Annotated in this window: 23 protein-coding genes and 1 pseudogene; 15 read left to right on the plus strand and 9 right to left on the minus strand. The window is 65.6% G+C overall.

The genetic code is table 11. From position 1 onward, the window contains the following. Positions 1 to 40: 40 nt before the first annotated feature. Positions 41 to 1672 (minus strand): putative bifunctional diguanylate cyclase/phosphodiesterase, encoded by a 1632-nt coding sequence (locus FHR22_RS12590; protein ID WP_166943142.1) that lies wholly within the window; start codon positions 1670 to 1672, stop codon positions 41 to 43. Between the two features lie 416 nt (positions 1673 to 2088). Between FHR22_RS12590 and ffh the strand changes: the two genes are divergently transcribed. The 3 genes and pseudogenes from ffh to rimM all read left to right on the plus strand — a co-directional run bounded on the left by ffh (position 2089) and on the right by rimM (position 4839). Then, complete coding sequence (gene ffh / locus FHR22_RS12595) at positions 2089 to 3567, plus strand: signal recognition particle protein (protein WP_166943145.1); 1479 nt, start codon at positions 2089 to 2091, stop codon at positions 3565 to 3567. Positions 3568 to 3615: 48 nt separating this feature from the next. Beyond that, positions 3616 to 4071, plus strand: a pseudogene (rpsP, locus tag FHR22_RS22330) (30S ribosomal protein S16); the annotation flags it as partial. Positions 4072 to 4329: 258 nt separating this feature from the next. Then, the gene (rimM, locus tag FHR22_RS12605) at positions 4330 to 4839 is read left to right on the plus strand and encodes a ribosome maturation factor RimM (RefSeq protein ID WP_166943151.1); all 510 of its coding nucleotides are present in this window, start codon (positions 4330 to 4332) and stop codon (positions 4837 to 4839) included. A gap of 96 nt (positions 4840 to 4935) precedes the next feature. Here the strand turns inward: rimM and FHR22_RS12610 are convergent, their stop codons facing one another. Continuing rightward, on the minus strand, positions 4936 to 5589 hold the full coding sequence (locus tag FHR22_RS12610; protein WP_243853713.1) for a histidine phosphatase family protein: 654 nt from the start codon (positions 5587 to 5589) through the stop codon (positions 4936 to 4938). A gap of 292 nt (positions 5590 to 5881) precedes the next feature. Here FHR22_RS12610 and FHR22_RS12615 point away from each other — a divergent pair, with 292 nt between their 5' ends. After that, entirely contained in the window at positions 5882 to 7399 is a 1518-nt protein-coding gene (locus FHR22_RS12615) for a serine hydrolase domain-containing protein (RefSeq protein ID WP_166943154.1), read from the plus strand. Positions 7400 to 7465: 66 nt separating this feature from the next. Here FHR22_RS12615 and FHR22_RS12620 read toward each other — a convergent pair whose 3' ends face one another. Beyond that, a complete protein-coding gene (locus FHR22_RS12620) occupies positions 7466 to 7627 on the minus strand; it encodes a hypothetical protein (protein ID WP_166943157.1) in 162 nt (53 codons plus the stop codon). Between the two features lie 103 nt (positions 7628 to 7730). Here FHR22_RS12620 and FHR22_RS12625 point away from each other — a divergent pair, with 103 nt between their 5' ends. Continuing rightward, the gene (locus FHR22_RS12625) at positions 7731 to 8651 is read left to right on the plus strand and encodes a LysR substrate-binding domain-containing protein (RefSeq protein ID WP_166943918.1); all 921 of its coding nucleotides are present in this window, start codon (positions 7731 to 7733) and stop codon (positions 8649 to 8651) included. Further along, positions 8648 to 9355, plus strand: coding sequence for a tRNA (guanosine(37)-N1)-methyltransferase TrmD (gene trmD / locus FHR22_RS12630; RefSeq protein WP_166943160.1), 708 nt, complete (start codon positions 8648 to 8650; stop codon positions 9353 to 9355). The genes FHR22_RS12625 and trmD overlap by 4 nt, the downstream gene beginning before the upstream one ends. Here the strand turns inward: trmD and FHR22_RS12635 are convergent. Then, positions 9328 to 10698: a sulfatase-like hydrolase/transferase gene (locus tag FHR22_RS12635; RefSeq protein WP_166943164.1), complete on the minus strand. Its 1371-nt coding sequence runs from the start codon at positions 10696 to 10698 to the stop codon at positions 9328 to 9330. The two genes, trmD and FHR22_RS12635, sit on opposite strands and share 28 nt — an antisense overlap. 330 nt (positions 10699 to 11028) lie before the next feature. Here FHR22_RS12635 and rplS point away from each other — a divergent pair, with 330 nt between their 5' ends. From rplS to FHR22_RS12670, 6 genes are all read left to right on the plus strand, one after another. Next, a complete protein-coding gene (gene rplS, locus FHR22_RS12645; RefSeq protein ID WP_166943168.1) occupies positions 11029 to 11406 on the plus strand; it encodes a 50S ribosomal protein L19 in 378 nt (125 codons plus the stop codon). Between the two features lie 246 nt (positions 11407 to 11652). Then, positions 11653 to 12273: a DUF1287 domain-containing protein gene (locus FHR22_RS12650; RefSeq protein WP_208417681.1), complete on the plus strand. Its 621-nt coding sequence runs from the start codon at positions 11653 to 11655 to the stop codon at positions 12271 to 12273. A 47-nt stretch (positions 12274 to 12320) separates the two neighbouring features. Then, complete coding sequence (locus FHR22_RS12655; RefSeq protein ID WP_166943172.1) at positions 12321 to 13346, plus strand: aspartate-semialdehyde dehydrogenase; 1026 nt, start codon at positions 12321 to 12323, stop codon at positions 13344 to 13346. 164 nt (positions 13347 to 13510) lie between these two features. Continuing rightward, positions 13511 to 14290, plus strand: a complete 780-nt coding sequence (locus tag FHR22_RS12660; RefSeq protein WP_166943176.1) for a dimethylarginine dimethylaminohydrolase family protein — start codon at positions 13511 to 13513, stop codon at positions 14288 to 14290. 314 nt (positions 14291 to 14604) lie between these two features. Continuing rightward, entirely contained in the window at positions 14605 to 15219 is a 615-nt protein-coding gene (locus FHR22_RS12665) for a DUF2238 domain-containing protein (RefSeq protein ID WP_166943179.1), read from the plus strand. 16 nt (positions 15220 to 15235) lie between these two features. After that, positions 15236 to 15868 carry a hypothetical protein gene (locus FHR22_RS12670; RefSeq protein ID WP_166943180.1) on the plus strand — a complete coding sequence of 211 codons (633 nt, stop codon included), beginning with the start codon at positions 15236 to 15238 and terminating at the stop codon, positions 15866 to 15868. Positions 15869 to 15928: 60 nt separating this feature from the next. Here FHR22_RS12670 and FHR22_RS12675 read toward each other — a convergent pair whose 3' ends face one another. From FHR22_RS12675 to FHR22_RS12685, 3 genes are read right to left on the minus strand one after another with little or no spacing between them, the layout of a single operon-like run. Further along, a complete protein-coding gene (locus FHR22_RS12675) occupies positions 15929 to 16672 on the minus strand; it encodes a thioredoxin domain-containing protein (protein WP_166943183.1) in 744 nt (247 codons plus the stop codon). A 38-nt stretch (positions 16673 to 16710) separates the two neighbouring features. Continuing rightward, entirely contained in the window at positions 16711 to 17433 is a 723-nt protein-coding gene (locus tag FHR22_RS12680; protein WP_166943187.1) for a thioredoxin domain-containing protein, read from the minus strand. A 19-nt stretch (positions 17434 to 17452) separates the two neighbouring features. Further along, on the minus strand, positions 17453 to 18049 hold the full coding sequence (locus tag FHR22_RS12685; RefSeq protein ID WP_243853714.1) for a DUF721 domain-containing protein: 597 nt from the start codon (positions 18047 to 18049) through the stop codon (positions 17453 to 17455). 142 nt (positions 18050 to 18191) lie between these two features. Between FHR22_RS12685 and FHR22_RS12690 the strand changes: the two genes are divergently transcribed. Genes FHR22_RS12690 through nudC form a run of 3 tightly spaced genes read left to right on the plus strand, consistent with a single transcriptional unit; the run spans position 18192 to position 21411 of the window. Continuing rightward, positions 18192 to 19259: an A/G-specific adenine glycosylase gene (locus FHR22_RS12690; RefSeq protein WP_208417683.1), complete on the plus strand. Its 1068-nt coding sequence runs from the start codon at positions 18192 to 18194 to the stop codon at positions 19257 to 19259. Further along, complete coding sequence (locus tag FHR22_RS12695) at positions 19256 to 20542, plus strand: serine hydrolase domain-containing protein (RefSeq protein ID WP_166943189.1); 1287 nt, start codon at positions 19256 to 19258, stop codon at positions 20540 to 20542. The genes FHR22_RS12690 and FHR22_RS12695 overlap by 4 nt, the downstream gene beginning before the upstream one ends. Then, positions 20542 to 21411, plus strand: a complete 870-nt coding sequence (nudC, locus tag FHR22_RS12700; RefSeq protein ID WP_166943190.1) for an NAD(+) diphosphatase — start codon at positions 20542 to 20544, stop codon at positions 21409 to 21411. Before FHR22_RS12695 ends, nudC begins: the two co-directional genes overlap by 1 nt. Before the next feature lie 123 nt (positions 21412 to 21534). Here the strand turns inward: nudC and FHR22_RS12705 are convergent, their stop codons facing one another. Together FHR22_RS12705 and FHR22_RS12710 are read right to left on the minus strand one after the other, a co-directional pair. Next, positions 21535 to 21954: a DUF2497 domain-containing protein gene (locus FHR22_RS12705; RefSeq protein ID WP_166943192.1), complete on the minus strand. Its 420-nt coding sequence runs from the start codon at positions 21952 to 21954 to the stop codon at positions 21535 to 21537. A gap of 75 nt (positions 21955 to 22029) precedes the next feature. Beyond that, positions 22030 to 23508 carry a TolC family outer membrane protein gene (locus FHR22_RS12710; RefSeq protein ID WP_166943194.1) on the minus strand — a complete coding sequence of 493 codons (1479 nt, stop codon included), beginning with the start codon at positions 23506 to 23508 and terminating at the stop codon, positions 22030 to 22032. Positions 23509 to 23541: the final 33 nt, after the last annotated feature.

Here is a 23541-nt window from a genome sequence, read left to right on the forward strand (position 1 = left end):
TGTAGGCGCGCGCTGGCGTGAAGTCTAGCGACCGGCGGCGTCAGGCGCTCTTGCGGAGCGGTGCTTCGTCGGGCGCGGGGGTGCCGCCCTCAGGCACCATCGGCGCCCGGAGAAGCCCGCGCTCGGCGAGCAGCGCGGCGGTATCGGCCGCCGAGGCCGCGCGGCCATAAAACCAGCCCTGGCCCTTGGCACAGCCGAGCCGGGTCAATTCGATCGCCGTCGCTTCGTCCTCGACCCCCTCGGCGGTGATCGGCATCGACAGGCTTTCACCGAGCCGGACGATCGCGACGACGATCGCCTGTGCATCGGCGCTGCCGCGCATGGCGGCGACGAAGCTGCGGTCGATCTTGATCCGGTCGAAGGGCAGCGCGCGAAGGTGCGACAGCGAGCTGTAGCCGGTGCCGAAATCGTCCAGGCTGAGCGACACGCCCTGATTCTTGAGGCTGGTGACGATCGAGCGGACGAGCGGCAGGTTTTCGAACAGCGAGCTTTCGGTGATCTCGACCTCAAGCCGGTTCGCCGGGAAGCCGGTCTCGACGAGCAGCTTGGCGAGCTTCTGGCTGAACCACGGATCCTTGAGCTGCTGCGGCGAAATATTGACCGCGAGCATGATCGATGGATCCCAGCTCTTGGCGATCTCCATCGCGCGGCCGATGACCTGCAGCGACAGTTCGCCGATCAGTCCGCTTTCCTCGGCGACCGGGATGAAGCGTTCGGGCGGGATCATCCCATATTCGGGCGACTCCCAGCGCATCAGCATTTCGAAACCGAGCAGGCGCCCGCTCGCGATGTCGACCTGCGGCTCGAAATGCGGCACGAACTCGCCGCGCGGCATGCCGGCGCGGATTCCGGTTTCGATCTGGTTGCGGACCTGCACCGCCATTTCCATGCCGGTCTCGAACCAGCAGAAGCGGTTCCGCCCCTCATCCTTGCAATGATACATCGCGATGTCGGCCTGGCGCACGATCGTTTCCATCGTGACGCTGCCATCGCTCGCGAGCGCGGCGCCCAGCGACGCGCCGGTCCGGATATGCTGCGCGCCATGCACGATCGGTTCTTCGAGCGCGGCGACGAGCTGTGCGGCGAGCGCTTCGACATGGTCCAGCGCCGCGGGTTCGAACGGCAGCATCGCGACGAACTCGTCGCCGCCGAGCCGCGCCATCGTCGCGCTCGGCGGCAGCACCGCCGCGATGCGGTCGGCGGCGGTTTTTAGGACGCGGTCGCCTGCTTCGTGGCCGTGAATGTCGTTGACCGTCTTGAAATGGTCGAGGTCGAGCAGGAACAGCGCGACCTGACGTTTCTCTGTCGCGGCGTCGGCGATCAGTTGCTGCCCGGTCGCCATCAGCGCGCGGCGGTTGAGGAAGCCGGTCAGCGGATCGGTGTCGGCGAGGTAGCGCGCGCGCTGTTCGGCCTCGGTGCGTTCGCGGATCTCGCGGTTGAGGTCTTCGTAGCGGCGCCAGCCGAACAGGATCAGCGCGATATTGAGGACGAGCGCCGCGGTCAGCACATTGTCGGGGCCGCCGCCGAAGCCGACGAGCGACTGGACGACCGCCTGCATCACATTGCTGCCGGTGCCGACGAACAGCAGGATGGCGGCGACGACGATGCCGCCCGCGACGATATCGCGCTTGGCCCCTTCGCTGCGATCGCGTGGCCTTGGTGTCGCTGTCATATGTTCATTCCCCACCACCCGCTTGTCTTTTGGACGCGAAGCGGTGAAATTTGCGTTAAACGGCCTGCGGTGGGGACTTGATCCAGTTCGAAATGCGGGACGTGGTTTTCCCTCTTCGTCACCCCGGACTTGATCCGGGGTCCCGCTTTTCGCCGTTGCTGAGCGGGACCCCGGATCAAGTCCGGGGTGACGAAGAGGATTTGTCAGCTTTCCCGAGCCAAACCACGCACCCGCCCCGCGCTCGCTTGCCATCGCGCGCATAAATGTGTATTGGCGGCCGCGTCCGGGCGCATCTTGCGCACGGGCATATCGATGTCCGCGACGGAAAGTCTGTCCACGGATAGCCGCTGGTTAGCGAGGTTTCGCTCACCGGCGTCTTTTGCGTTGCAGGCGTCGAAAGCAAGGATTTGAGGCGCATGTTCGACAGTCTGAGCAATCGGCTTGGCGATGTTTTCGGGAAGCTCCGCGGTCGCGGCGCGCTGACCGAGGCCGACGTGCGCGCCGCGATGCGCGAAGTGCGAATCGCCCTGCTCGAAGCCGACGTCGCGCTGCCCGTCGTCCGCAGCTTCGTCGACCAGGTCACCGAACTCGCGATCGGCCAGAATGTCCTGCGCTCGGTTACCCCGGGGCAGCAGGTCGTCAAGATCGTCAGCGATGCGCTGACCGAAATGCTCGGTTCCGAAACCGCCGAGCTCGAGCTTGCCGTCACCCCGCCTGCGGTCATCATGATGGTCGGTCTGCAGGGTTCGGGCAAGACGACGACGACCGCGAAGATCGCGAAGCGGCTGAAAGAAAAAGAGCGCAAGAAGGTGCTGATGGCGTCGCTCGACGTCAATCGCCCCGCCGCGCAGGAACAGCTCGCCGTCCTCGGCACCCAGATCGACGTCGCCACCCTGCCGATCATCGCGGGGCAGCAGCCGGTCGAGATCGCGCAGCGCGCGCTGCAGGCTGCAAAGCTGCAGGGCTATGACGTGCTGATGCTCGACACCGCGGGCCGCCTCCATGTCGACCAGCAATTGATGGACGAGATGCAGGCGGTGTCGCGAACCGCGAACCCCGCTGAAACGCTGCTCGTCGTCGACAGCCTGACCGGTCAGGACGCGGTGCAGGTCGCGCAGCGCTTTACCGACCAGGTGCCGCTGACCGGCGTCGTGCTCACCCGCATGGACGGCGACGCGCGCGGCGGCGCCGCGCTGTCGATGCGCGCGGTCACCGGCAAGCCGATCAAGTTCGCGGGCACGGGCGAAAAGCTCGACGGGCTCGAACTCTTCCAGCCGTCGCGTATCGCGGGCCGCATCCTTGGCATGGGCGACGTCGTCAGCCTCGTCGAACGCGCCGCCGAAACGATCCAGGCCGAAGAGGCCGAGGCGATGGCGGCGAAGATGGCGAAGGGCATCTTCGACCTCAATGACCTGCGCACGCAATTGAACCAGATGCGCCGCATGGGCGGCCTCGGCGCGCTGGCCGGGATGATCCCCGGGATCAAGAAGGCGCAGGCCGCGATGGCGCAGGGCGGCGCCGACGACAAGATGCTGATCCATTTCGACGCGATCATGGGGTCGATGACCCCCAAGGAACGCGCCAAGCCCGAACTGATCAACGCGAAGCGCAAGATCCGCATCGCCAACGGATCGGGCACGACGGTGCAGCAGGTCAACAAGGTGCTGAAGATGCATCAGGAAATGGCCAGCGCGATGAAGAAAATCCGCAAGATGGGCGGGCTCAAGGGCCTTGGCGCGCTGTTCGGCAAGGGCGGCGGCATTCCCGGCATGCCGGGTCTTGGGGGCGGCGGCGGTTTTGGCGGCGGCGGAGGCGGCGGCCTCGGCGGGCTGTCGGGCCTCGGTGGCGGCGCCATCCCGCCCGAGCTCGCGAACCTGATGAACAAGAAGAAATAACCCGATCAACCGACATTTTGAATTTGAATTGGAAAGAAGGATTACATCATGGCTACCTCTATTCGCCTTTCGCGCGGCGGTTCGAAAAAGCGCCCTTATTACAAGATCGTCGTTGCTGATTCGCGCAGCCCGCGCGACGGCCGCTTCATCGAGCGTATCGGCAGCTACAACCCGCTGCTCGCCAAGGACAATCCCGAGCGCGTCAAGCTCGACGCCGACCGTGCGAAGCATTGGCTGAGCGTCGGCGCCCAGCCGAGCGACCGCGTCGCCCGCTTCCTCGACGCCGCGGGTGTCCAGGAACGCGCCGCGCGTAACAACCCCAACAAGGCGGTTCCGGGCGAGAAGGCCAAGGAACGCGCCGAAGAAAAGGCGCAGAAGCTGGCTGACGCCGAAGAAGCCGCCGCCGCCGCTGCCGCCGCTCCGGCACCCGAACCCGAAGCTGCCGAAGAAGCTGCTCCGGAAGTGGCCGCCGAAGAAGCGCCGGCTGAAGAAGCTGCTGCCGAAGCGCCTGCCGCTGAAGAAGCCGCCGCTCCTGCTGCTGCTGAATCGGACGCGACCGGTTCGGTGAAGAGCGAAGCGACCGCCGAGGCCGTTGCCGAGGCCGTCGCCGACGAAACCCCGGCCGACGCGACCGCCGACGATGCGACCGCGATGGCCGAACAGGCTGCCGAAGGCGGCCCGGCCGAAGAAGCCCCGGCTGCTCCGGCTGCCGAAGAAGCGCCTGCTGAAGAAGCTGGCGAAGAAGAAGCCAAGGCCTGAGCTTTGGCTGACGCTAACCGCCCCGTCACCCTCGCCGCCATCGCTGGTGCGCATGGGGTGCGGGGCGAGGTGCGGTTGAAACTATTCGGCGAAGGCGCGGAGGCTCTCCGCGCCTTTTCCATATTCGACGCCGGTGGCCGTACGCTGACCCTGAAATCGGTGCGCCCGGCGAATCAGGGCGCGGTCGCGACCTTTGCCGAGGTCACCGACCGGAGCGGCGCCGAAGCCTTGCGCGGCACCGTCCTCACCGTCGCGCGCTCGGCGCTGCCGCCGCTGGGTGAGGGCGAATATTATCATCACGACCTGCTCGGCCTGCCATGCGTATCGACCGACGGCAGTGCGATCGGCCATGTCGCCGCGGTCGAAAATTTCGGCGCGGGCGATATTCTCGAAATCGAGAAGCCGGCCGAACCCGGCCAGAAGCCGAAGCGCTTCATGGTGCCGATGAACGCGCACGCGGTGCCGGCATGGAACGACGACGGGGTGACCGTCAACGCGGCGTTCGTCGAGTAGGACGTGGCTGAGCGCCTGACCGATGGCCGGAATGGGTTGGATATGAGACCGTCGGTTTTGGCAGCGACCTCGAATCGCGGAGATTTTCGACGTGCGTCAACTGAGGCGAATGGGCTCAACCCGCCCATTGGCCAGCCGCCAGATTACGTCCTGCGGAACGGGCAAACCAAGGGCGTCATCTTTGGCCAGCCCAAGATAGGCTCCGCGAATGAGGCGCCCTGTTAGTCCATGCGAGACGGCAAGTATGACGCCTTGCAAGCCATCCAACCATCGAATCGCACGCGCCATGGCTGCGTCGTAGCTTTCACCGTCAGGTGATCGGAAAAACCAGTCGAATGGGGTCGTTCCGTCTAACCTGCCAGGCCACTGGGCATCTATGTCTGTATGGGTAAGACCGTCCCACGATCCAACCGACACCTCGGCGATCAGAGGATCCCATTGTGGCTCCGGAAATTTTCCAAAACTTTGGATAATGGCTGTGGTTTCACGCACCCGGCCCAACGGACTTGCTACCAGCGCATCTATCCCGGCCGCGACTGCGGCAAGGTGCCTTCCATATGCAGCGGCCTGTTCCACCCCCTTTTCTGTAAGGCGGGAGTCGAGCTTTCCCTGGAAGCGGCCAGCGGCGTTCCACTCGGTTTCGCCATGCCGGACCAGATAGATTTCCTTTAGCGACGACATAGCCATGGACGCCTTCAACTGCTGGTTCAGATAGGCTTGCAAAGGCCGCCCTTCGGTCGCCACTGCCATCCTCCAGCCAATGCCTCATAGGACGTCGACGTCATAACGGGAATGGCTGCCCTCGGTCGCTTACAGCGCTTCCCTCGTCACCCCGGACTTGACCCGGGATCTCGCTTGACGTCGAGAACTGCCGGTGCCTCAAAAAAGCGGGATTCCGGGTCAAGCCCGGGATGACGAAGGGAGAGGCGCGAAGCGGCGTGTAATGGCCGGTTGCGGTCGCGTTCGGACCTGCGGCTTTTCAACCTCGATTGTAGGTTATTCCCGGCGCTGTTAGCCTATGGCGACAGATTATGGAGGGACTATGCGCTGGAAATCGGGTCTTACTTTCGCTCTCATGCTCGGGTGGGCAATTCCTGCTGCTGCTCGGGAAGCCGCTCCAAAAAACCTTGACCAGCTCGCCCCCGAAATCGATGCGCTGTTCGCCAAATTCCAAGCCGATCAACATGTCCCCGGCATGGTCTATGGCATCGTCAAGGATGGCAGGCTTGCTTATGTAAAGGGCATCGGCGTCCAGAATATCGCCGACAGCCGTGCCGTTACCCCCGACAGCCTGTTCCGCATCGCGTCGATGACCAAGGCGTTCACCGCATTGTCGATCCTGAAGCTGCGCGACGACGGCAAGCTGCGTCTCGACGATCTGGCCGAGCAATATGTGCCCGAAATGAAGGGCTGGACCTATCCGACCAGGGACAGTCCGCGCATCCGGGTGCGCGACCTGCTCCAGCATGTCGGCGGGCTGGTCACCGACGATCCGTGGGGCGACCGGCAGCAGGTGCTGCCGCAGGAAGACTTCACCAAAATGATCGCGGCGGGGGTGCCGTTCAGCCGCGCGCCGCAGAGCCAACATGAATATTCGAACTTCGGCTATGCCTTGCTCGGCCGCATCGTCACCCATGCCTCGGGCATGGCCTATGCCGACTATGTCCGGCAGACGATCCTGAACCCGCTGGGCATGACGAGCAGCGGCTTCGACGCGCCGCAAGCCCCGAAGGCGCGCTATGCCCGCGGCTATCGCTGGGAAAATGAGCGCTGGTCGCCCGAACCCGAAATGGTCGACGGCGCGTTCAATTCGATGGGCGGGCTGCAGGTCAGCGCGCGCGATTATGCCAAATGGGTCGCCTTCCTGCTCTCCGCCTGGCCGGCGCGCGACGATGCCGACAGCGGGCCGGTCAGGCGCGCGACGGTGCGCGAAATCGCGCAGGGGCTGAATTTCGTGTCGGTGACGAACCGGATCGGCACCAGCGGTGCGACGGCGTGCAAACAGGCCGCCGCTTATGGCATGGGCTGGCGCGTCGCGCAGGATTGCGACCTTGGCCTCACGCTGGCGCATGGCGGCGGCTATCCGGGCTATGGCAGCCATGTGATGCTGATGCCCGACCATGGCGTCGGTGTTTTCGCGCTGGCGAACCGCACCTATGCGGGGCCGTCGGCGCCGGCGTGGGATACCGCCGTGCTGATGGACGGGGCAGGGCTGTTGCCGTCGCGCGGGACGCCCGTGTCGCCAGCGGTCGCCGACATGTTCACCGCGGCGCGGGCCGCCTATGCCGCGGGCAATCTGGCGCCGCTGGGCGGCAAGCTGGCGATGAATTTCCTGATGGATCGCTCGGCCGAAAACTGGACCGCGGAACTGGCGCGATTGAAGGCCGAGGTCGGCGAATGCCCCGCCGCCGAACCGCTGGCGTCGACCGGCGCGATGTCCACCGCCTTTCGCCTGAATTGCGACAGGGGCAAGCTCGACGGCACGTTGCTGCTCGCGCCGACGACGCCCGCAACGCTGCAGGCGCTCCGCCTCCGCGTCGCGCCGCCCGACCAGCCCTAGGCGAGCGAAAAGAGTATCGGCCCAAGGAACATGCCGGTCAGCGCGACGGCGTTCTGGCAGGAGGCATCATCGCGCCTTGCGAGGTTGGGCACCGGGACCAGCGGGCCGGGCGATCGTTTCGCCGAGGCGGCGGAGCGGGGTAAACAGCCAGATCAGGCCGCGGTGCAAATCGGCGCTGAATTGCGGATGGCCCTCGTTCCAGCTGCGCATCCAAAGTTCGTCTTTCATGGGTTTTCTCCTGATCATCCTATGCCCGTCTGATGCGCCTTTGCGCCCGGCCCGGCCAACAAAAGGCGTAGACCATATCATAAGGACAGCTTATATATTGGCGATGCCCAAGCTGCCGCCCCTCGCCGCGATTCGGACCTTCGAGGCCGCAGGGCGCCTGCAAAATTTCTCGCGGGCGGCGGAAGAACTGGGGATGACCCAGGCGGCGGTAAGCTATCAGGTCCGCCAATTGGAAGACCGGCTCGGCCGCGCGCTGTTCGTACGCGAAAAAGGGCGGGTGCATCTGTCGGAAACGGGGTTGCGGCTGCTCCCGGCGGTCAGCAATGCCTTTGCATCGATGGGCGATGCGTTCGCGGCGCTCGGCAGCGACGAAGCCGATGTGCTGACGATCAGCGCGATGACGACGTTCGGCGGCACCTGGCTCAGCGCGCGCATCGGCGGCTTCCAGCTCGCCTATCCCGAACTCGCCGTGCGCATGTCGATGAACAACGACCTCGTCGATTTCGATGCCACCAACGTCGACGTCGCGATCCGCGTCGGGCATCCGCCGTGGCCGGGCCTGCGCGCCGAATTCCTCTATCGCAGCCATGTCACGCCGATCTGCGCGCCGGCCTTCCTCGCGGCCAACCGCATCGCGCGGCCCGAAGACCTGCTGCGCGTCGAAAGGCTCGCGCCCAACGATCCGTGGTGGACGGGCTGGCTTGCCGCGGCGGGGGTCGATACCGTGCCGCCGCCGCGGCGCAGCGGCATCGAACTCGACAGCCAGCTCCAGGAAGCGAGCGCGGTGCAGGCGGGCTTTGGCATCGCGATGATGACGCCCTTGCTCTGGCGCGCCGAACTCGACGCAAGGCGGCTGGTCCAGCCCTTCGACACGCTCTTCGAACCCGGCACCGCCCATTATCTCGTCCACCGCGAAAACCGCGTCGGCGTCCGCAAGATCGAACGCTTCCGCGAATGGCTGCGCGCCGAACTGGACAAGGATCGCCACCTGCTCTCCGACAGGCTATGGACGCCGCCGTCATGACCTTCACCGCCGTCCCCCTGACCCTATACCCCGACATGTTCCCCGGCCCGCTGGGGCACAGCATGGCGGGGCGGGCGCTCGAAAGCGGGACGTGGCGCTGTGCGCCGGTGCAGATTCGCGATTTCGCGGCCGACAAGCACCGCACCGTCGACGATACGCCGGCGGGCGGCGGCGCAGGCATGGTGCTGAAGGCCGACGTCCTCGGCGCCGCGATCGACCATGCCGCGGCGACGCATCCCGGCCTACCCCTCCTCGCGATGACGCCGCGCGGCAAGCCGGTCACGCAGGCGCGCGTCCGCGAACTTGCGCGCGGCCCCGGCGCGATCATCCTGTGCGGCCGGTTCGAGGGTTTCGACGAGCGGATTTTCGATGCGCGGCCGATCGAACAAGTGTCGATGGGCGACATCATCCTGTCCGGTGGAGAGATGGGGGCGCTGCTGCTGCTCGACGCGTGCATCCGCCTGCTGCCGGGCGTCATGGGGGCGGCGTCGAGCGGCGACGACGAATCGTTCGAGAACGGCCTGCTCGAATATCCGCACTATACCCGCCCGGTTGATTGGGAAGGCCATGCGATTCCCGATGTGCTGCGCTCCGGCGATCATGCGAAGATCGCCGCCTGGCGCCGCGAGCAGGCCGAACGCGATACGAGCGCGCGCCGTCCCGATCTGTGGGCCGCCTATGTCGCGGACCGCGACGGGCGATAGCGCAGCAACACCCACGGCACCTTCGTACTGTCGAACATCAGCCTACTTTTCTGCTGGGTGAAGGGGGGCATATGGTCGCCGACGATCAATATGTCGGTGGGCGGGAAATCGGGCCGGCTCGCCATGTCGGCGAGTGCCGCTGCGGTGTCGTCCCAGACCGCGAAGAGGCGGCAGACCTGCGGATAGTCGCTGTCGATCGCGGCGCCGAGCTGCCGGCAATGCTCGGTACGCAGTGCGGCGTTGGCGACCACCGGCAGATGCGAGTTGAGCGTCAGCCAATAGGCGAACTGCGGCTGCTTCGCCGCGGCCAGATCGCGCCCGATCAGGCGCGGAATGTCGCGGTCGCATGCGCCCGGAAAGACATTGGGGCAGTGCCGTGCGCCCCGCGCCTCGATCGCGTCGCGAAAGCTCATCCGTTCGAACCCGATCAGCGGATACCATCGATCGCGATCGAAGAAGTCGGGTGCGAAGCCGTGATAGGCATGCGTCGCATATCCGCGCCGCGCAAGGGTCGCCGGCAGGCAATCGGATTCGGGGACGACGATCTCGGGAAAATCGCCCCAACGCTGGCACAGTTCGCGGATCTCGCCCTTGGTCGTCGAACTATAGAAAGTCGTGCTGCCCTGGCTGATGTCGAAACGCTGCTTCAACGCCGGCCGCGTCCAGATCGCATCGAGCCGCTTGTGCAGCGTCGGCTCGGTCGGCAGTCCCATCGCCTCGACCACGACGATCATCACATTGCGCTTGCCGTCGGCGAACTGCAAAAATCCGGTCTGCTGCGTGGCGGAGGTAAAGGGCGCGCCGGCGGGTGCCAGGCGGTTGTAAGCGGTCGCCCCGTCGCGCGCCCGGATATAGTCCGCCTGGGCCAGCGTGTAGGTGAGCGCGGCCGCGGCTATCATCCATTGCAGTCCGCGCAGATTGGCCGGCCGGCGAAGCCGCTGCACGGCGAAGCCGAGGACGAGGATCATCAGGCCGCCGCCGACGATATATTCGGGTGAGGCGGCCGGGCGAAGGTCGAGCACCAGCGCGATGACCGACAGGATCACACTGATGTGCATGTTAAACATGCTCGCGATGAAAACGAGCGTTATATAAATGAAAAGGCCGAAAAAGGCAGCCAGTCGGACCCAGTAGCAGAACCAGCAGGCGACAAAGCCGACGATGCCGCACAGCATGATTTCGTGGGTGCGCATCGGACCGCCCATGATGGTGATCGGCAGGAAGGGCAGATTGGGCAGCACCAGCCAGCACAGCGTCCAGTGGAAGAACGCCGTCAGCCCGGTGCCCTCGGCCGGCACGAAAATGTATCGCGCGAGCGACTTGATCGCGATAATGGGCTGCATCGGGTCCCTCCGGCGCCTGCCATGGACGATTTTGGTTAACGGCAATTTAATTGGTCGTCCCCGCCATCCGCCGAACCCCTTGCATTTCGCCCCCTTCCGGCGTAGTGGCCGCGGCTTCAAGTGGAACCGGGCGAATCGCATTCATCGCGTGTGCCGGTCATCCGTTTAAATCCCCGCCGGTATCCGGCGGGGCGCAGGGTTTCCGAAGTGCTGCGATCGGGGAACTTTGTCGATAGATACGGTTACGCAGGCCGGACCTTTGGGAGCGCCATGAGGGCGCTCGGGCCCGACCTGCCTCTGGCGCGCGGCGAAAAGAAGAGGACTAGAGGCATGAACCTCATCCAGACGATCGAAGCCGAAGAAATCGCCAAGGCTGACAAGACGATCCCGACCTTCCGTCCCGGCGACACGCTGAAAGTCGGCGTGAAGGTGGTCGAAGGCGAACGCACCCGCGTCCAGAATTTCGAAGGCGTGTGCATCGCGCGCTCGAACAAGGGCATGGGCTCCAACTTCACCGTGCGCAAAATGTCGTTCGGCGAAGGTGTCGAGCGCGTGTTCCCGCTCTACTCGCCCAACATCGATTCGATTACCGTCGTCCGCAAGGGCGCTGTCCGTCGTGCGAAGCTTTACTATCTGCGTGGACGCACTGGTAAATCGGCACGTATTGCGGAGCGCCGCGAATACCGGTCGGAAGCCGGCGAAGGCTAAGGAGAGCTTCTCCACCAAAAAGCCGAAACAGCTTTCAAAAACGACCGGTTCCGCCAACAGGCAGAGCCGGTCGTTTTTCGTTTCAGAGGTTTCTTTTATCATCACCCAACCCCGTTCGTCTTGAGGAGGGGCTGAGCCTTGGCGAAGACCCGTCTCGAAAAACCAAGCGCTGTGCCAGGTCCTTCGAGACGCCATTTCGACAAGCTCAATGGCTCCTCAGGATAACGGGAAGAAGGTATCGAGGTTATGCACCAGTCCGCCCCCTTCCAGCCAAGCCGGCGCGCCTTCATCGGCGCGACGCTGGCGCTTGGCGTGGCGGGTGGCTGGCCGGGCAGCGCGATGGCGGCGACCCCCGCCCAGCGTCTCGTCGCCGCGGCGCGGGGGCAGGTCGGCGTCACCTTGGCCTATGATCCCGCCTACACGGTGCTCGGCTTTCCGGGCGGCGATGTCGCGCGCGCGAAGGGCGTGTGCACCGACGTCGTGATCCGCGCCTTTCGCGACGCGCTGGCGCTCGATCTCCAGGCGCTTGTAAATGCCGACATGAAGGCCAATTTTGCGGCCTATCCGAAAAATTGGGGCCTGCGCCGTCCCGACCGCAACATCGATCACCGCCGGGTGCCCAATCTTGCGACCTATTGGACGCGGCAGCGGGCGCGGCTGCCGATATCGAGCGACCCTGCCGATTGGCGGCCGGGCGATATCTTCACCTCGCTGGTCGGCGGCAAGCTCCCGCACACCGGGATCGTCTCCGACCGCAAGACCGCGTCCGGCCGCCCGCTCGTCCTCCATAATATCGGGGCGGGCACGCGCGAGGAGGATGCGCTGTTCGACCATCGGCTGACCGGCCATTTCCGCTGGAAAGTCTGACCTTTTAGTATGTTTTCAACCGAGTATTTACACTGAGGAGTGCGTAAATGGGTTATCGTATCGTAGTCGCCGGAGCCACGGGCAATGTCGGGCGCGAAGTGCTCGCCATTCTCGCCGAGCGCGAATTTCCCTACGACGAACTGGCCGCGGTCGCATCGTCGCGCAGCCAGGGCGACGAGATCGAAATCGGCGATACCGGTAAAACCGTGAAGTGCCAGAATATCGAGAATTTCGACTGGGCCGGCTGGGACATGGCGATTTTCGCGATCGGCAGCGACGCGACCGCGATCCATGCGCCGAAGGCCGCCGCGGCGGGCTGCGTCGTGATCGATAACTCGTCGCTCTACCGTATGGACCCCGACGTGCCGCTGATCGTGCCCGAGGTGAACCCCGACGCGATCGACGGTTATACGGCGCGCAATATCATCGCGAACCCCAATTGCTCGACCGCGCAGATGGTCGTCGCGCTGAAGCCGCTGCATGACGCGGCCAAGATCAAGCGCGTCGTCGTCTCGACCTATCAGTCGGTGTCGGGCGCGGGCAAGGCGGGCATGGACGAGCTGTGGAACCAGACGCGCCAGATCTTCGTCGGCGACGAGAAGGACGTGCAGAAGTTCACCAAGCAGATCGCCTTCAACGTCATCCCGCACATCGACAAATTCCTCGACGACGGATCGACCAAGGAAGAGTGGAAGATGGTCGTCGAAACGAAGAAGATCCTCGATCCGAAGATCAAGGTCACCGCGACCTGCGTCCGCGTGCCCGTGTTCGTCGGCCATTCCGAAGCGATCAACATCGAGATGGAAAATGAACTGTCGGCCGAGGACGCCCAGCGTATCCTGCGCGAGGCCCCCGGCGTCGTGCTCCACGACAAGCGCGAGGACGGCGGCTACACCACCCCCGTCGAATGCGTCGGCGACTTCGCGACCTTCGTGTCGCGCGTCCGCGACGATCCGACCGTCGACAACGGCTTGAACCTCTGGTGCGTTTCGGACAATTTGCGCAAGGGCGCCGCGCTGAACGCGGTGCAGATCGCCGAACTGCTGGGTCGGCGGCATCTGAAGAAGGGCTGAAGCCAAGGAGATTGTGCCCCTGCGAAGGCAGGGGCCCATCACCTGCCGTCGCGTCTGACCGCAACGGTTGCGTCGTGCCGGAATCTCAGGAGATGGACCCCTGCCTTCGCAGGGGTACAGCTTCGTATCTCGACTTGGCTCGATGCGAACGGATAAGAGAGTGAATGGCTGATCCTTTCAACTTCACCCACGCGCTCTGCCGCGCGCCCGCCCGTTCGGCGGTGCACGGCATCCGCGCCGATGGCGGCCCCGATCCCGATTTCACCGGCCTCGCCGCCGAGCATCAAGCCTATGTGGCGGCGCTGCGCGACCTTGGCCTTGCGGTCGACGTCCTCGAACCGCTCGATGATTTTCCCGACGCGCTGTTCACCGAAGACGTCGCGCTGACCTTTCCCGAAGGCGCGATCCTGCTTCGCCCCGGCGCACCGAGCCGCGCGGGCGAGGTCGACCATGTCCGCGGCGCCCTTGCCGCGCATCACGCGCGCCTGTTTGAAATGACTGGTCCCGGCTTTGCCGACGGCGGCGATATCCTGCGCCTTGCCGACCGCGTCATCATCGGCCTGTCGGCGCGCACCGACCGCACCGGGGCCGAGGAACTCGCCGGCCTGCTCGGCAAGCTCGGCTATCGCGCCGAAATCGCCGAAACCCCGCGCGGCGTGCTCCACTTCAAGACCGGCTGCGGACTGATCGACGAACGCACCATCCTTGCCGTGCCCGCACTCGCGGACTGTCCCGAATTCGAAGGGCTGGAGGTCCTGACGACCCCGGCGGGCGAAGAGGCCGCCGCCAATATCCTGCGCGTCGGCGACACCGTGCTCGTCGGCGAGCGCTGGGCCGCGACGCACGCGCTGCTGGCGGCGCGCGGCATCGCATTCCGGCCGCTGCCGACCGACCAGATCGCGCATATCGACGCGGGGCTCAGCTGCATGTCGCTGCGCTGGTGAGTGCATCGAAAAATCGCTGTCCTACATTATCTTGCCGGACTAGCGTTGCCGGATGACAGCCCCCTCCATCTTGTGCGTGCGGCATGCATTCCAGTGTGAAGTTGCGCAGTTTTCTGCGGCTTTTCCGATTTTGGATTGCGGTCGGTGACTGCTGCTCCGGCGCGTCCTGAAACGCAAAGGCGCTTGTTCGGCCCGCGCCTCTTGCTGCTCCGCGATTGCCCGATGATTCCACCTGCTACTTCGCGCCCATTTTGTGCATTTCAGTGTGAAGTTGCGCAGTTTTCTGCGGCTTTTCCCGTTTTGGATTTCAGTCGATGACCGCCGCTCCGGCCCGCCTCAAAACGCAAAGGCGCCTGCTCGGCCTGCTCCTCGCGCTGCTGCTGCTTGCCCAGATCGATCAGCCCTATCCCGAGGTGGCGCTGCTCCAGCATATCCCGACGGTGCTGCTGCTCGTCGCCGCGCCGTGGCTGCTTCGCCGCTGGCCGCTGTCGACCGCGTCGGTCGCCTGCATCGTGGCGTTTATGGCGCTCCACACGCTCGGCGGCCGCTATGCCTATAGCAGCGTCCCTTATGACGACTGGGCGCGCGCGCTGACCGGGACAACGCTGTCCGATCATTTCGGCTGGACGCGCAACCATTATGACCGGCTCGTCCACTTCGCTTTCGGAGCGCTGTCGGTAATTCCCGTCGCCGAAATCGCGCGGCGCTGGGGCGGCCTGGGCCCGCGCGGGGCGATGCTGGCGGTTCTCGGCTGGGTACTCGCCATCTCGTGCCTCTATGAAATCTTCGAATGGTTGCTGACCATCGTCGCGGCGGGCGAGACCGCCGACCGCTATAACGGGCAACAGGGCGACATCTGGGACGCGCAAAAGGATATGGCGCTCGCGGTGTTGGGTGCCATAATGATCCTGCCCTTCGGGCGCCGCTGAACGAAGGAGCAGGACGATGTCGACGCAGCAAAGGCAGAAGTTGATGGGCGTCGCGATGCTGGCGCTGCTCGCCGCATGCAAACCGGCGGCGGAAAAGCCTGCTGCCGAGGGTGACGACAAGGCGGTACCGACCGCGCCAGCCGTTCCCGAAGCCAAGGCCGATGGCCCGGCGGCGGCGACCACCGCGGTCAGCCTCGACGGCGAAGGGCTGCGGTTCGTCGACAAGGCCAGCGGCAAGGCAAGCCTGCTCGCCTTCGGTGCGCCGCGGGCACAGGCCGAATCGGCGCTCGCCAATGTCGCGGGCAAGGAAGACGATCGCAGCACCAACGAGGAATGCGGCGCGGGGACGATGGAATTCACCCGCTATGACGCGATGACGCTCAACTTCCAGGACGGCAAGTTCGCCGGCTGGTTCCTCGGCAATGAAAATGGCGCCGGTGCCTATTCGACGATGAGCGGCATCGGCATCGGCACGACGCGCGCCAAGGCGAAGCAATCGGTGGCGATCGTCGACCTCGAGGACAGCACGCTCGGCGAGGAATTCAGCATCGGGACCGGCGAGCAGGCGATCGGCGGCATGTTCGCCGAACCCGGCGATGCCGCAAAGATCGATGCCTTGTTCGCGGGAACGAACTGCTTCTTCCGCTAAGCGCCGCCGTTTCGTGGCAAGGCCATCCCGGCCGGGGCCGGGATGACGGTATCGCGATGATCAGCGCGCACCCATCGTGCGCAGCCGGTCGCGCAGCAGCGGCCAGGTGGCGACACCCTCGGCGACCTGGCCGTTGATCAGGAAGGTCGGCGTGCCCTGAACCTGATATTTTTCGATCGCGGCATTGGTGTTCTTTTCGAGCGTCGTGATATTCTCGACCTTGCCGAGGCAGGCGCTCAACTGTTCGGCCGAAATGCCGCGCGACTGGAAGAACTGGTCGATCTTGAGCGCCTTCGCCAGCGCCGGGAAACGCTGTGCCGGCGGCAGCTTCATCGCGGCCTCGGCGGCGCCCTCATTGCCCTTCACGCCCTCGTAAAGCTCTTCCTGCGTCGCGAAGACGTTTTCGAGCAGCGGATAATAGCGCTCGGCGGGCACGCAGTGGACGACGGCCGCGGCGGTGGCGTCGAGCGGATCGCGGATGAAATTGCGGACCTCGAGGCTGACGCGGCCGGTGTCGATGAAGTCGCGCTTGATCTCCTCATGGCTTTCCTTGGAGAATTCGGCGCAATGCGGGCAGGTGAGCGACGCGAATTCGATGATCTTGATCGATGCATCGGGATTGCCCATCACATAGCCGCCCTCGGCGGTCCTGGTGACCGTCTGCGACCAGCTCTTGCTGGCGGGTGCGGCGACCTTGGCGATCACCTCCTGCTCCTTGGCGGGGTCGGTTTTGGTGTCGCCGCAGCCGGCGAGCGCGAGCGCGCTGAGCGAGGACAGGAGGACGATACGAAGCGAGCGGGTCATGGGCTTTTCTCTCCGGATAAAATGGCTTGGCGCGGCTTTTAAGGCGCCTTGATCGCGGCGTCGAGCGACGTTTTCAGCGCCGGCCACTGGGTGGTTTCCGCATTGCGCCCGTTGATGAAGAAGGTCGGCGTGCCCTTCACCTTGTCGGCGTTGAAGGCGATGTTGGTCATACCCTCAAGTTCGGCCTGCGCGACCCCGTCGTCCATGCATGCGTCAAGCTGCGCCGCGGTAAAGCCGCGCGCGCGCATCAGCGCGGCGAGCCCGGTGAAGGCGGCGATCTTTTTCGCCCGCTCGCCGACATCGCCTTGATACCAGCTTTTCATTTGCGCTTCGGACGCGGTTTGCAGCTTGCCGAACCAGCTTTTCTGCGCGGCAAAGATCGCCTGATGATTGCCCGCGAACGCCTTGCCGCCGCCGCAGCGCGCGAGCAGCGCCGCGGTCAGGTCGACGGGATCGCGAACGAGGTTGCGATGCTCGAGAACCACCAGTCCCTTGTCGATATAGAGCGTTTTGAGCGGCACGGCGGACAGGCGGGCGAAGTCGGCGCAGTGGCTGCAGGTGTAGCTGAAATATTCGATCAGCCGGACCTTCGCCTTGGGGTTGCCGACGACGAAGGCGCCGATGTCGTTGGTCGACACGGTGGCCGACCAGCGCGGCGCGGCGGGTTTCGCCGGCTGGGCCGCTCCGGTGAGCGCGAGCGCGGCGACGGCGAGCGCGCCGATCGCGGTGCGGCGAGGAAAAAGGGTGCGAAATTCGGACATCGGGTGCCGGGTCTTTCTGTCAGCTGATGCGGGGAAGTTTGGGCGCCGTCGCCAGCCCGGCGGCCATGCGTTCGAGCACGGTCCTGAGTTCCGGATCGCCGATATCGCGGAGACTGTCCCCCAGCTCGGCGGGTACGGGTTTCAGCATTGCCGGGGGCTGAACGGGCGCGGCGGGGGTGACCTGGCCATGCGTCATGCGGACCTGCGCGATCGCGGCATAGCCGAAGAAGCGATTGACCGATCCGATGATGTCGGGCGCGACATGCTGAAGCATCGGCGCATGCGCGCCGCTGATCGTCAGGTGCAGCGTACCGCCCGCCTTTTGTCCCGCCGGAAAACGAATCATCGCGGGCTGAGTGACATCGGCCAGCCGGTCGCCGACGATCTCGCGCCAGCGGCTGACCACCGAGCTTTGAATGAAGCCGAATTTGCGAAAGGCGGTGCGGCCGATTTCGGGGACGAGGTCGGAAATCGAGCGCGCCTCGCCGCCGCGCGGCCGCTCATAGGGTCGCGCGGGTGCCCCGCTACGCTTCACGCCGCCTTTGGCGCCGCTTTTCGCCCCCGGCTTCGCTTTCGCTTTTTTGGCAGGCAAGCCATCGCCCGTGTCTTTCGTCATGGCAGGCGTCATGCCATAGGCGGGGGGTGAGCGTCCAGATATCCGACCATATGACAGGCACAGAATCAGCCCTCTCCTTCAGGGGAGGGCAGCGAGACTTGGCAGCTTGCTGCCTAGTCGCAGCGGGTGGGGGCTAGCGGTATTGCGCGAGGTTTCGAGCCCCCACCCCAACCCCTCCCCTGAAGGGGAGGGACTCCATGATTTCGCGGGACGCATCCTGGGCTGGTACGATCGCGCCGCGCGCGACCTTCCGTGGCGGATCGCACCGAACAGCGGCGGCATAGCCGATCCCTATCGCATCTGGCTGGCCGAGGTCATGCTGCAGCAGACGACGGTCGCGGCGGTCGCGGGCTATTTCGCGCGTTTCACCGCAACTTGGCCGACCGTCGGCGATCTTGCCGCCGCCGAGGACGCCGACGTCATGGCGGCGTGGGCGGGGCTCGGCTATTATGCCCGGGCGCGCAACCTGCTCGCCTGCGCCCGGGCGGTGGTCGCAGAGCATGGCGGGCGCTTTCCCGATAGCGAGGCCGGGCTGCGCACATTGCCGGGGATCGGCGATTATACCGCCGCGTCGGTGGCGGCGATCGCGTTCGGCCGCCCAGCGGTCGTCGTCGACGCCAATATCGAGCGGGTGATCGCGCGCCACCGGCTGATCACCACGCCCCTGCCGATGGCAAAGCGCGAGATTCGCGCCGCGCTGGCGCCGCTGGTCCCCGAAGACCGGCCGGGCGATTTCGCGCAAGCGCTGATGGACCTTGGCGCAACGATCTGCACCCCGCGCGGCCCCGCCTGCGCGATCTGCCCGGTGATGGCCGATTGCCGCGCGCGCGGGCGCGCCGACCTCGACCGGCTGCCGGTCAAGCCGCCGAAGAAGGCGAAGCCGCATCGCCACGGCATCGCCTGGTGGATCGAACGCGACGGCAAGCTGTGGCTCGTCCGCCGCCCGGGCAAGGGCATGCTCGGCGGGATGCGCGCGCTGCCGGGCGGGGACTGGACCGATGCACCGCCCGCCGAGTCGGCGATCGCCAGCGTCGATCATGGCTTCACCCATTTCGACCTGACGCTGAACCTCGTGCGCCGCGAAGCGTCCCCGCAAGCCCTCGATGCCGCAGCGGAAGGTCTATGGTGGCCGATCGCGGACCTTGACGCGGCGGGATTGCCGACGCTCTATCGCAAGCTGGTGGGCAAGATGCTGGAGAAAAAGGCATGAACATGATGGTTTCGCGGCGCGCGCTGCTCGGTGGATTCGCGGCGGCCGGGGCGACGACCCTGTTGCCGCGCGCGGCGCTGGCGTGGAAGGCCGGCGGCGAACAGCTTTATCCCGCGACCTATGCCTTCATCAAAGGCTTCGTCGATCGCCGCGAACTGGCCGGCACGCTCGCCGCGATCGGCAAGGGGCAGGGCGAGGCCGATTATTTCGGCGCCGGGACGCAGGCGATGGATTCGACGCGCGCGGTCGATGCCGATACGCTGTGGCGCCTCTATTCGATGACCAAGCCGGTCACCGGCATCGCCGCGATGCTGCTGATCGAGGAAGGCAAGATCAAGCTCGACCAGCCGATCGCCGATTTCCTGCCCGCCTTCGCCAATATGAAGGTGCAGAATGTCCCCGACGGGTCGATCACCGACGTCCGCCCTGCGAAAGGGCCGATCACGGTGCGCCAGCTGATCACCCATACCGCTGGGCTCGGCTATGGCATCATCCAGAAGGGGCCGCTGCGCGACGCCTATAATGAGGCGGGTATCCTGGGCGGACAGGTCAGCCGCCTGCCGATCCCCGGCATGCCCGCGGCGACGCCCGCGCCGAGTCTGGAGGCGTTCGCCGACCGGCTGGCGGCGCTGCCGCTGGTCTATGAACCCGGTACGCACTGGAGCTATTCGGTCGGGCTCGACCTGATGGGACGCGTGATCGAGGTCGTATCGGGACAAAAGTTCGATGCGTTTCTGAAAGCGCGGATCTTCGATCCGCTCGGCATGAAGAGCACCGGCTTCCAGGTCGCCGCCGCCGATGTGGGGCGCTTTTCGACCAACTATGCTCCGTTCAGCGGTGCCTTGCTGCCGATCGATCCCGCGACGAGTTCGATCTACCTCGACCCGCCGCCGATGCCCTATGGCGGCGGCGGGCTGGTGTCGAGCGCGCGCGATTACGACCGCTTCCTCGCGATGCTGCTTGGCGAAGGCCAAACCGGCGGGGTGCGGATCCTGAAGCCCGATACCGCACGGCTCGCCATGTCGAACCTCATCGACGACAGCGTCGAGCGCAAGGGCACCTTTATCGAGGGCCAGGGTTTCGGCGCCGGCGGCCGCGTGTCGCTGCCGACCTCGCCGACGGGCGAGGGGCTGTTCGGCTGGGCGGGCGCCGCGGGGACGATCGGCTTCGTCGATCGCAAGCGCGGTTATCGCGTTGCGGGCTACACCCAATATATCCCGTCCGATGCGCTGACCTTTCAAAGCAAGTTCGGCGAGACCTTTTATCAGGATGTGAAGGCCTGATGTCCTTGCCACTGGGTTTCACCGGCGCGTTGCTCGATCGCGCTGACCAGCTGCGTACCGATGCCGATGCGTTTGCGGCGGCGGCGTCCGACCCGCGCGCGCGCTGTCTTGCGCTCGACGGGATCGATTTCGTGCCGGGCGAGGGCGGTGGCCTCCGCTGGGAGCCGCTCGACCCCGCCGACGGGCGCGCCTTGCTGCTGCTCGGCCTCGACGACGACCGTGTGCCGCATTTCGTGCGCGAGCCGGCGCCCGGCGCGCGTGTCGATGCGCGCTCGCGCACCGTGATGCGGCTGCTGCCCTTGCTGTCGGCCGCCGATGCCGCGCTCTACGGCGGCGCGCGCAGCCTGGTCGACTGGCACGCGCGGCACCGTTTCTGCGCCGTCTGCGGCACGCCGACCGAGCTGTTTCGCGGCGGCTGGGGCCGCAAATGCGGCGCGTGCAGCGCCGAACATTTCCCGCGCGTCGATCCGGTGGTGATCATGCTCGCCGAATATGACGGGCGCGTCCTGCTCGGACGGCAGGGCGGTTTTCCGCCGGGCTTCTTCTCGGCGCTGGCGGGCTTCGTCGAACCGGGCGAATCGCTCGAGGAAGCGGTCGCGCGCGAATTGTTCGAGGAAGCGGGCATCCGCGTTTCCGGCGTGACCTATGTGGCGAGCCAGCCCTGGCCTTTCCCCTCGTCGCTGATGATCGGCTGCCGCGCGGTGGCAAAGGATCCCGCGCTGACGCTCGATACGACCGAGATCGAAGCGGCGATGTGGGTCGACCGCGCCGAAGTGCGCGCGGCGCTGGCCGGCGACATGGGCGCGCCGTTCATGGCGCCGCCGTCGCTGGCGATCGCGCGGCATTTGCTGGAGGATTGGGCGGGGTAATTTGGCCGCGTTGATAAGCTGTGTGCTCCCGCGAAGGCGGGAGCCCATCTCCGGTGGGTGCTAACTCCAACCGGCAGGAGATGGATCCCCGCCTTCGCGGGGATACGGGCCTTTTTCGTCGAGCTAAAGTTTGCGTCCGGTAATCCGGCTGATTTCCTTCGCCACCATCGCTTCGACGAGCGGCGGAAGATTGGTGTCGAGCCATTCCTTGAGCATCGGGCGCAGCGCGTCGAGGACGACATCTTCCATCGTGCGCGCGGCGGGTGCCGCGTCGGCGGGTGCCGCCGCGGCCGCCGGTGCCGGCGCGATCGCCGCGCTCAGCGCTTCGAGCGACTGGCGCGCGGCGTCGGCGCTCCTCGCCGATACCAGTTCATCGGGTACCGGCGTCGCGGTATCGCGCAAATCTTCGTCGTGGAGGTCGAGGATATCGTCATGCGGGACGGCCGAGTCGCGGGCATTGCCGGGCGCCTCGTCGCGTGCGATCACGCGCCGAATCGACGACAAAATATCCTCCATCGACGGCTCTCGCGACATGTCGCCCATCAAATCCCTCTTCGGTGCGCCCGGCAAGGGCGATTAACCACGTTTATACCGGGGAGCAGGCGGGCTTGCCAAGCCCTATTGTCCGGGCAGCGGATCGCCGGCGGGCACCGCGGCATTGGCCGCCGGAATGCTCCGCGTATCGGTCGCCTGCTGCTGCGGCTTCGGATCGTCGTCCCAGTCGAAGATCTTGCCGCGCACGCGTTCGTAATTGACCGCCGGATCGTAAAGCGGGCCGCCCTCGATGCCCAGATCGCGCGCCTCGGCCTTGCCCATCGCGGCGAGCACCGAAAAAGCGGCGACATAGGAGTTGCGCCGGGCCGAAACGAGCTGGACCTGGGTGTTCAGATATTCCTGTTCGGCGTTCAATATGTCGAGGATCGAACGCGTACCGACGCTGTTTTCGGCGCGCACGCCTTCGAGCGACAGCGCGTTGGCGCCGACCGCCTGCTGGGTTGCCGCGATGATGCGCTCGTTCGCCTGCCACGCGGCATAGGCGCCGCGCGTCTGCGCGATCACATTGCGTTCGGTCTCGACATAATTTTCGATGGCCTGGCTGGACCGTGACTGCGCCTGGCGCACCAGCGCGGCGGGGCGTCCGCCCTGGAAGAGCGGGATCGTCAACGACAGGGTCGCCGATGCGCTGTTCGTGATATTTTCGGACGTGGTGTCGGTCACCGAATTGAGATTATTATTGTAACCAGCGCTGGTCGTCGCCTTCAATTTGGGCAACCGGTCGGCGCGCGCGACGCCGATGTCGGCGCGGCTGGCGTTGACGAGCTGATTCGCGGCGTCGATGTCGGGATTGCTGTTCAGCGCGATCGCCACCGCTTCCTCGGCGGTCCCTGGCATGCCCGGAAGTTGCGGCGGCTGCTCCAGATCGGTCGGCACGTCGCCGACGAGCCGGATGTAGGATTCGCGGCTGGCAATCAGATTCGATTCGGCGGTGCGCAAATCGCCTTCGGCCAGCGCGAGCCGGGCTTCGGACTGGGCAACGTCGGTGCGCGTCAGGTCGCCGATCTCGAAACGGTCGCTCGTCGCCTGCAAATTGGTCCGCAGGACCGAGACATTCTTCTGGTTGAGCTGAACGATCGCCTGGTCGCGGATGACGTCCATATAGGCGCCGACGGTCTGCGAGAAAATGCTCGCCTCGGTCGCGCGCAGATCGGCCTGCCCCGCCTCGACGCGATATTTTGCGGCCTTCACCGCGTTGCGCACCGCGCCGCCCTGATAAATGGGTACCGACACCTGCCCGCCGACAGTCAGCGTGCGTTTCGGTGAGAAAAAGGCGTTGCCGGGAAGGACGAGATTTTCGGTATAATCGACCCCGGCGCCGGCGTTGGGCAAGCCTGCCGCTTTCTGGATCGGCACATTTTCGTCGTTCGCGCGCTGTCCGGCGCGCGCCGCGGTCAGCGTCGGATTATTCTCATACGCCTTGGCGAGTGCGCCCTGCAGCGTTTCGGCCTGCGCCTGCGATGCCAGGATCAGCGCACCGAGCGCCAACCCGCCGAACAGGCGCGCACGGCGGACGGGCAGTCTGGTCTGATTATCGTGCATCGTCATGTCAGCCTGAAACAAGAGGAAGGGTTT

The sequence above is a fragment of the Sphingopyxis panaciterrae genome (genome assembly GCF_011762125.1).
Taxonomy (GTDB): Bacteria; Pseudomonadota; Alphaproteobacteria; order Sphingomonadales; family Sphingomonadaceae; genus Sphingopyxis; species Sphingopyxis panaciterrae.

What these genes read in the sequence shown, in the direction of transcription:
- FHR22_RS12675 (WP_166943183.1), bottom strand. Translation starts at nt 16,672, where the DNA reads ATGACCCGCTCGCTTCGTATCGTCCTCCTGTCCTCGCTCAGCGCGCTC.
- FHR22_RS12660 (WP_166943176.1), top strand. Translation starts at nt 13,511, where the DNA reads ATGGCTGATCCTTTCAACTTCACCCACGCGCTCTGCCGCGCGCCCGCC.
- FHR22_RS12685 (WP_243853714.1), bottom strand. Translation starts at nt 18,049, where the DNA reads ATGACGAAAGACACGGGCGATGGCTTGCCTGCCAAAAAAGCGAAAGCG.
- FHR22_RS12695 (WP_166943189.1), top strand. Translation starts at nt 19,256, where the DNA reads ATGAACATGATGGTTTCGCGGCGCGCGCTGCTCGGTGGATTCGCGGCG.
- FHR22_RS12635 (WP_166943164.1), bottom strand. Translation starts at nt 10,698, where the DNA reads ATGCAGCCCATTATCGCGATCAAGTCGCTCGCGCGATACATTTTCGTG.
- FHR22_RS12665 (WP_166943179.1), top strand. Translation starts at nt 14,605, where the DNA reads ATGACCGCCGCTCCGGCCCGCCTCAAAACGCAAAGGCGCCTGCTCGGC.
- FHR22_RS12655 (WP_166943172.1), top strand. Translation starts at nt 12,321, where the DNA reads ATGGGTTATCGTATCGTAGTCGCCGGAGCCACGGGCAATGTCGGGCGC.
- FHR22_RS12710 (WP_166943194.1), bottom strand. Translation starts at nt 23,508, where the DNA reads ATGCACGATAATCAGACCAGACTGCCCGTCCGCCGTGCGCGCCTGTTC.
- FHR22_RS12680 (WP_166943187.1), bottom strand. Translation starts at nt 17,433, where the DNA reads ATGTCCGAATTTCGCACCCTTTTTCCTCGCCGCACCGCGATCGGCGCG.
- FHR22_RS12670 (WP_166943180.1), top strand. Translation starts at nt 15,236, where the DNA reads ATGTCGACGCAGCAAAGGCAGAAGTTGATGGGCGTCGCGATGCTGGCG.
- FHR22_RS12705 (WP_166943192.1), bottom strand. Translation starts at nt 21,954, where the DNA reads ATGGGCGACATGTCGCGAGAGCCGTCGATGGAGGATATTTTGTCGTCG.
- rplS (WP_166943168.1), top strand. Translation starts at nt 11,029, where the DNA reads ATGAACCTCATCCAGACGATCGAAGCCGAAGAAATCGCCAAGGCTGAC.
- FHR22_RS12615 (WP_166943154.1), top strand. Translation starts at nt 5,882, where the DNA reads ATGCGCTGGAAATCGGGTCTTACTTTCGCTCTCATGCTCGGGTGGGCA.
- FHR22_RS12590 (WP_166943142.1), bottom strand. Translation starts at nt 1,672, where the DNA reads ATGACAGCGACACCAAGGCCACGCGATCGCAGCGAAGGGGCCAAGCGC.
- FHR22_RS12625 (WP_166943918.1), top strand. Translation starts at nt 7,731, where the DNA reads ATGCCCAAGCTGCCGCCCCTCGCCGCGATTCGGACCTTCGAGGCCGCA.
- FHR22_RS12610 (WP_243853713.1), bottom strand. Translation starts at nt 5,589, where the DNA reads ATGGCAGTGGCGACCGAAGGGCGGCCTTTGCAAGCCTATCTGAACCAG.
- FHR22_RS12650 (WP_208417681.1), top strand. Translation starts at nt 11,653, where the DNA reads ATGCACCAGTCCGCCCCCTTCCAGCCAAGCCGGCGCGCCTTCATCGGC.
- FHR22_RS12620 (WP_166943157.1), bottom strand. Translation starts at nt 7,627, where the DNA reads ATGAAAGACGAACTTTGGATGCGCAGCTGGAACGAGGGCCATCCGCAA.
- trmD (WP_166943160.1), top strand. Translation starts at nt 8,648, where the DNA reads ATGACCTTCACCGCCGTCCCCCTGACCCTATACCCCGACATGTTCCCC.
- nudC (WP_166943190.1), top strand. Translation starts at nt 20,542, where the DNA reads ATGTCCTTGCCACTGGGTTTCACCGGCGCGTTGCTCGATCGCGCTGAC.
- ffh (WP_166943145.1), top strand. Translation starts at nt 2,089, where the DNA reads ATGTTCGACAGTCTGAGCAATCGGCTTGGCGATGTTTTCGGGAAGCTC.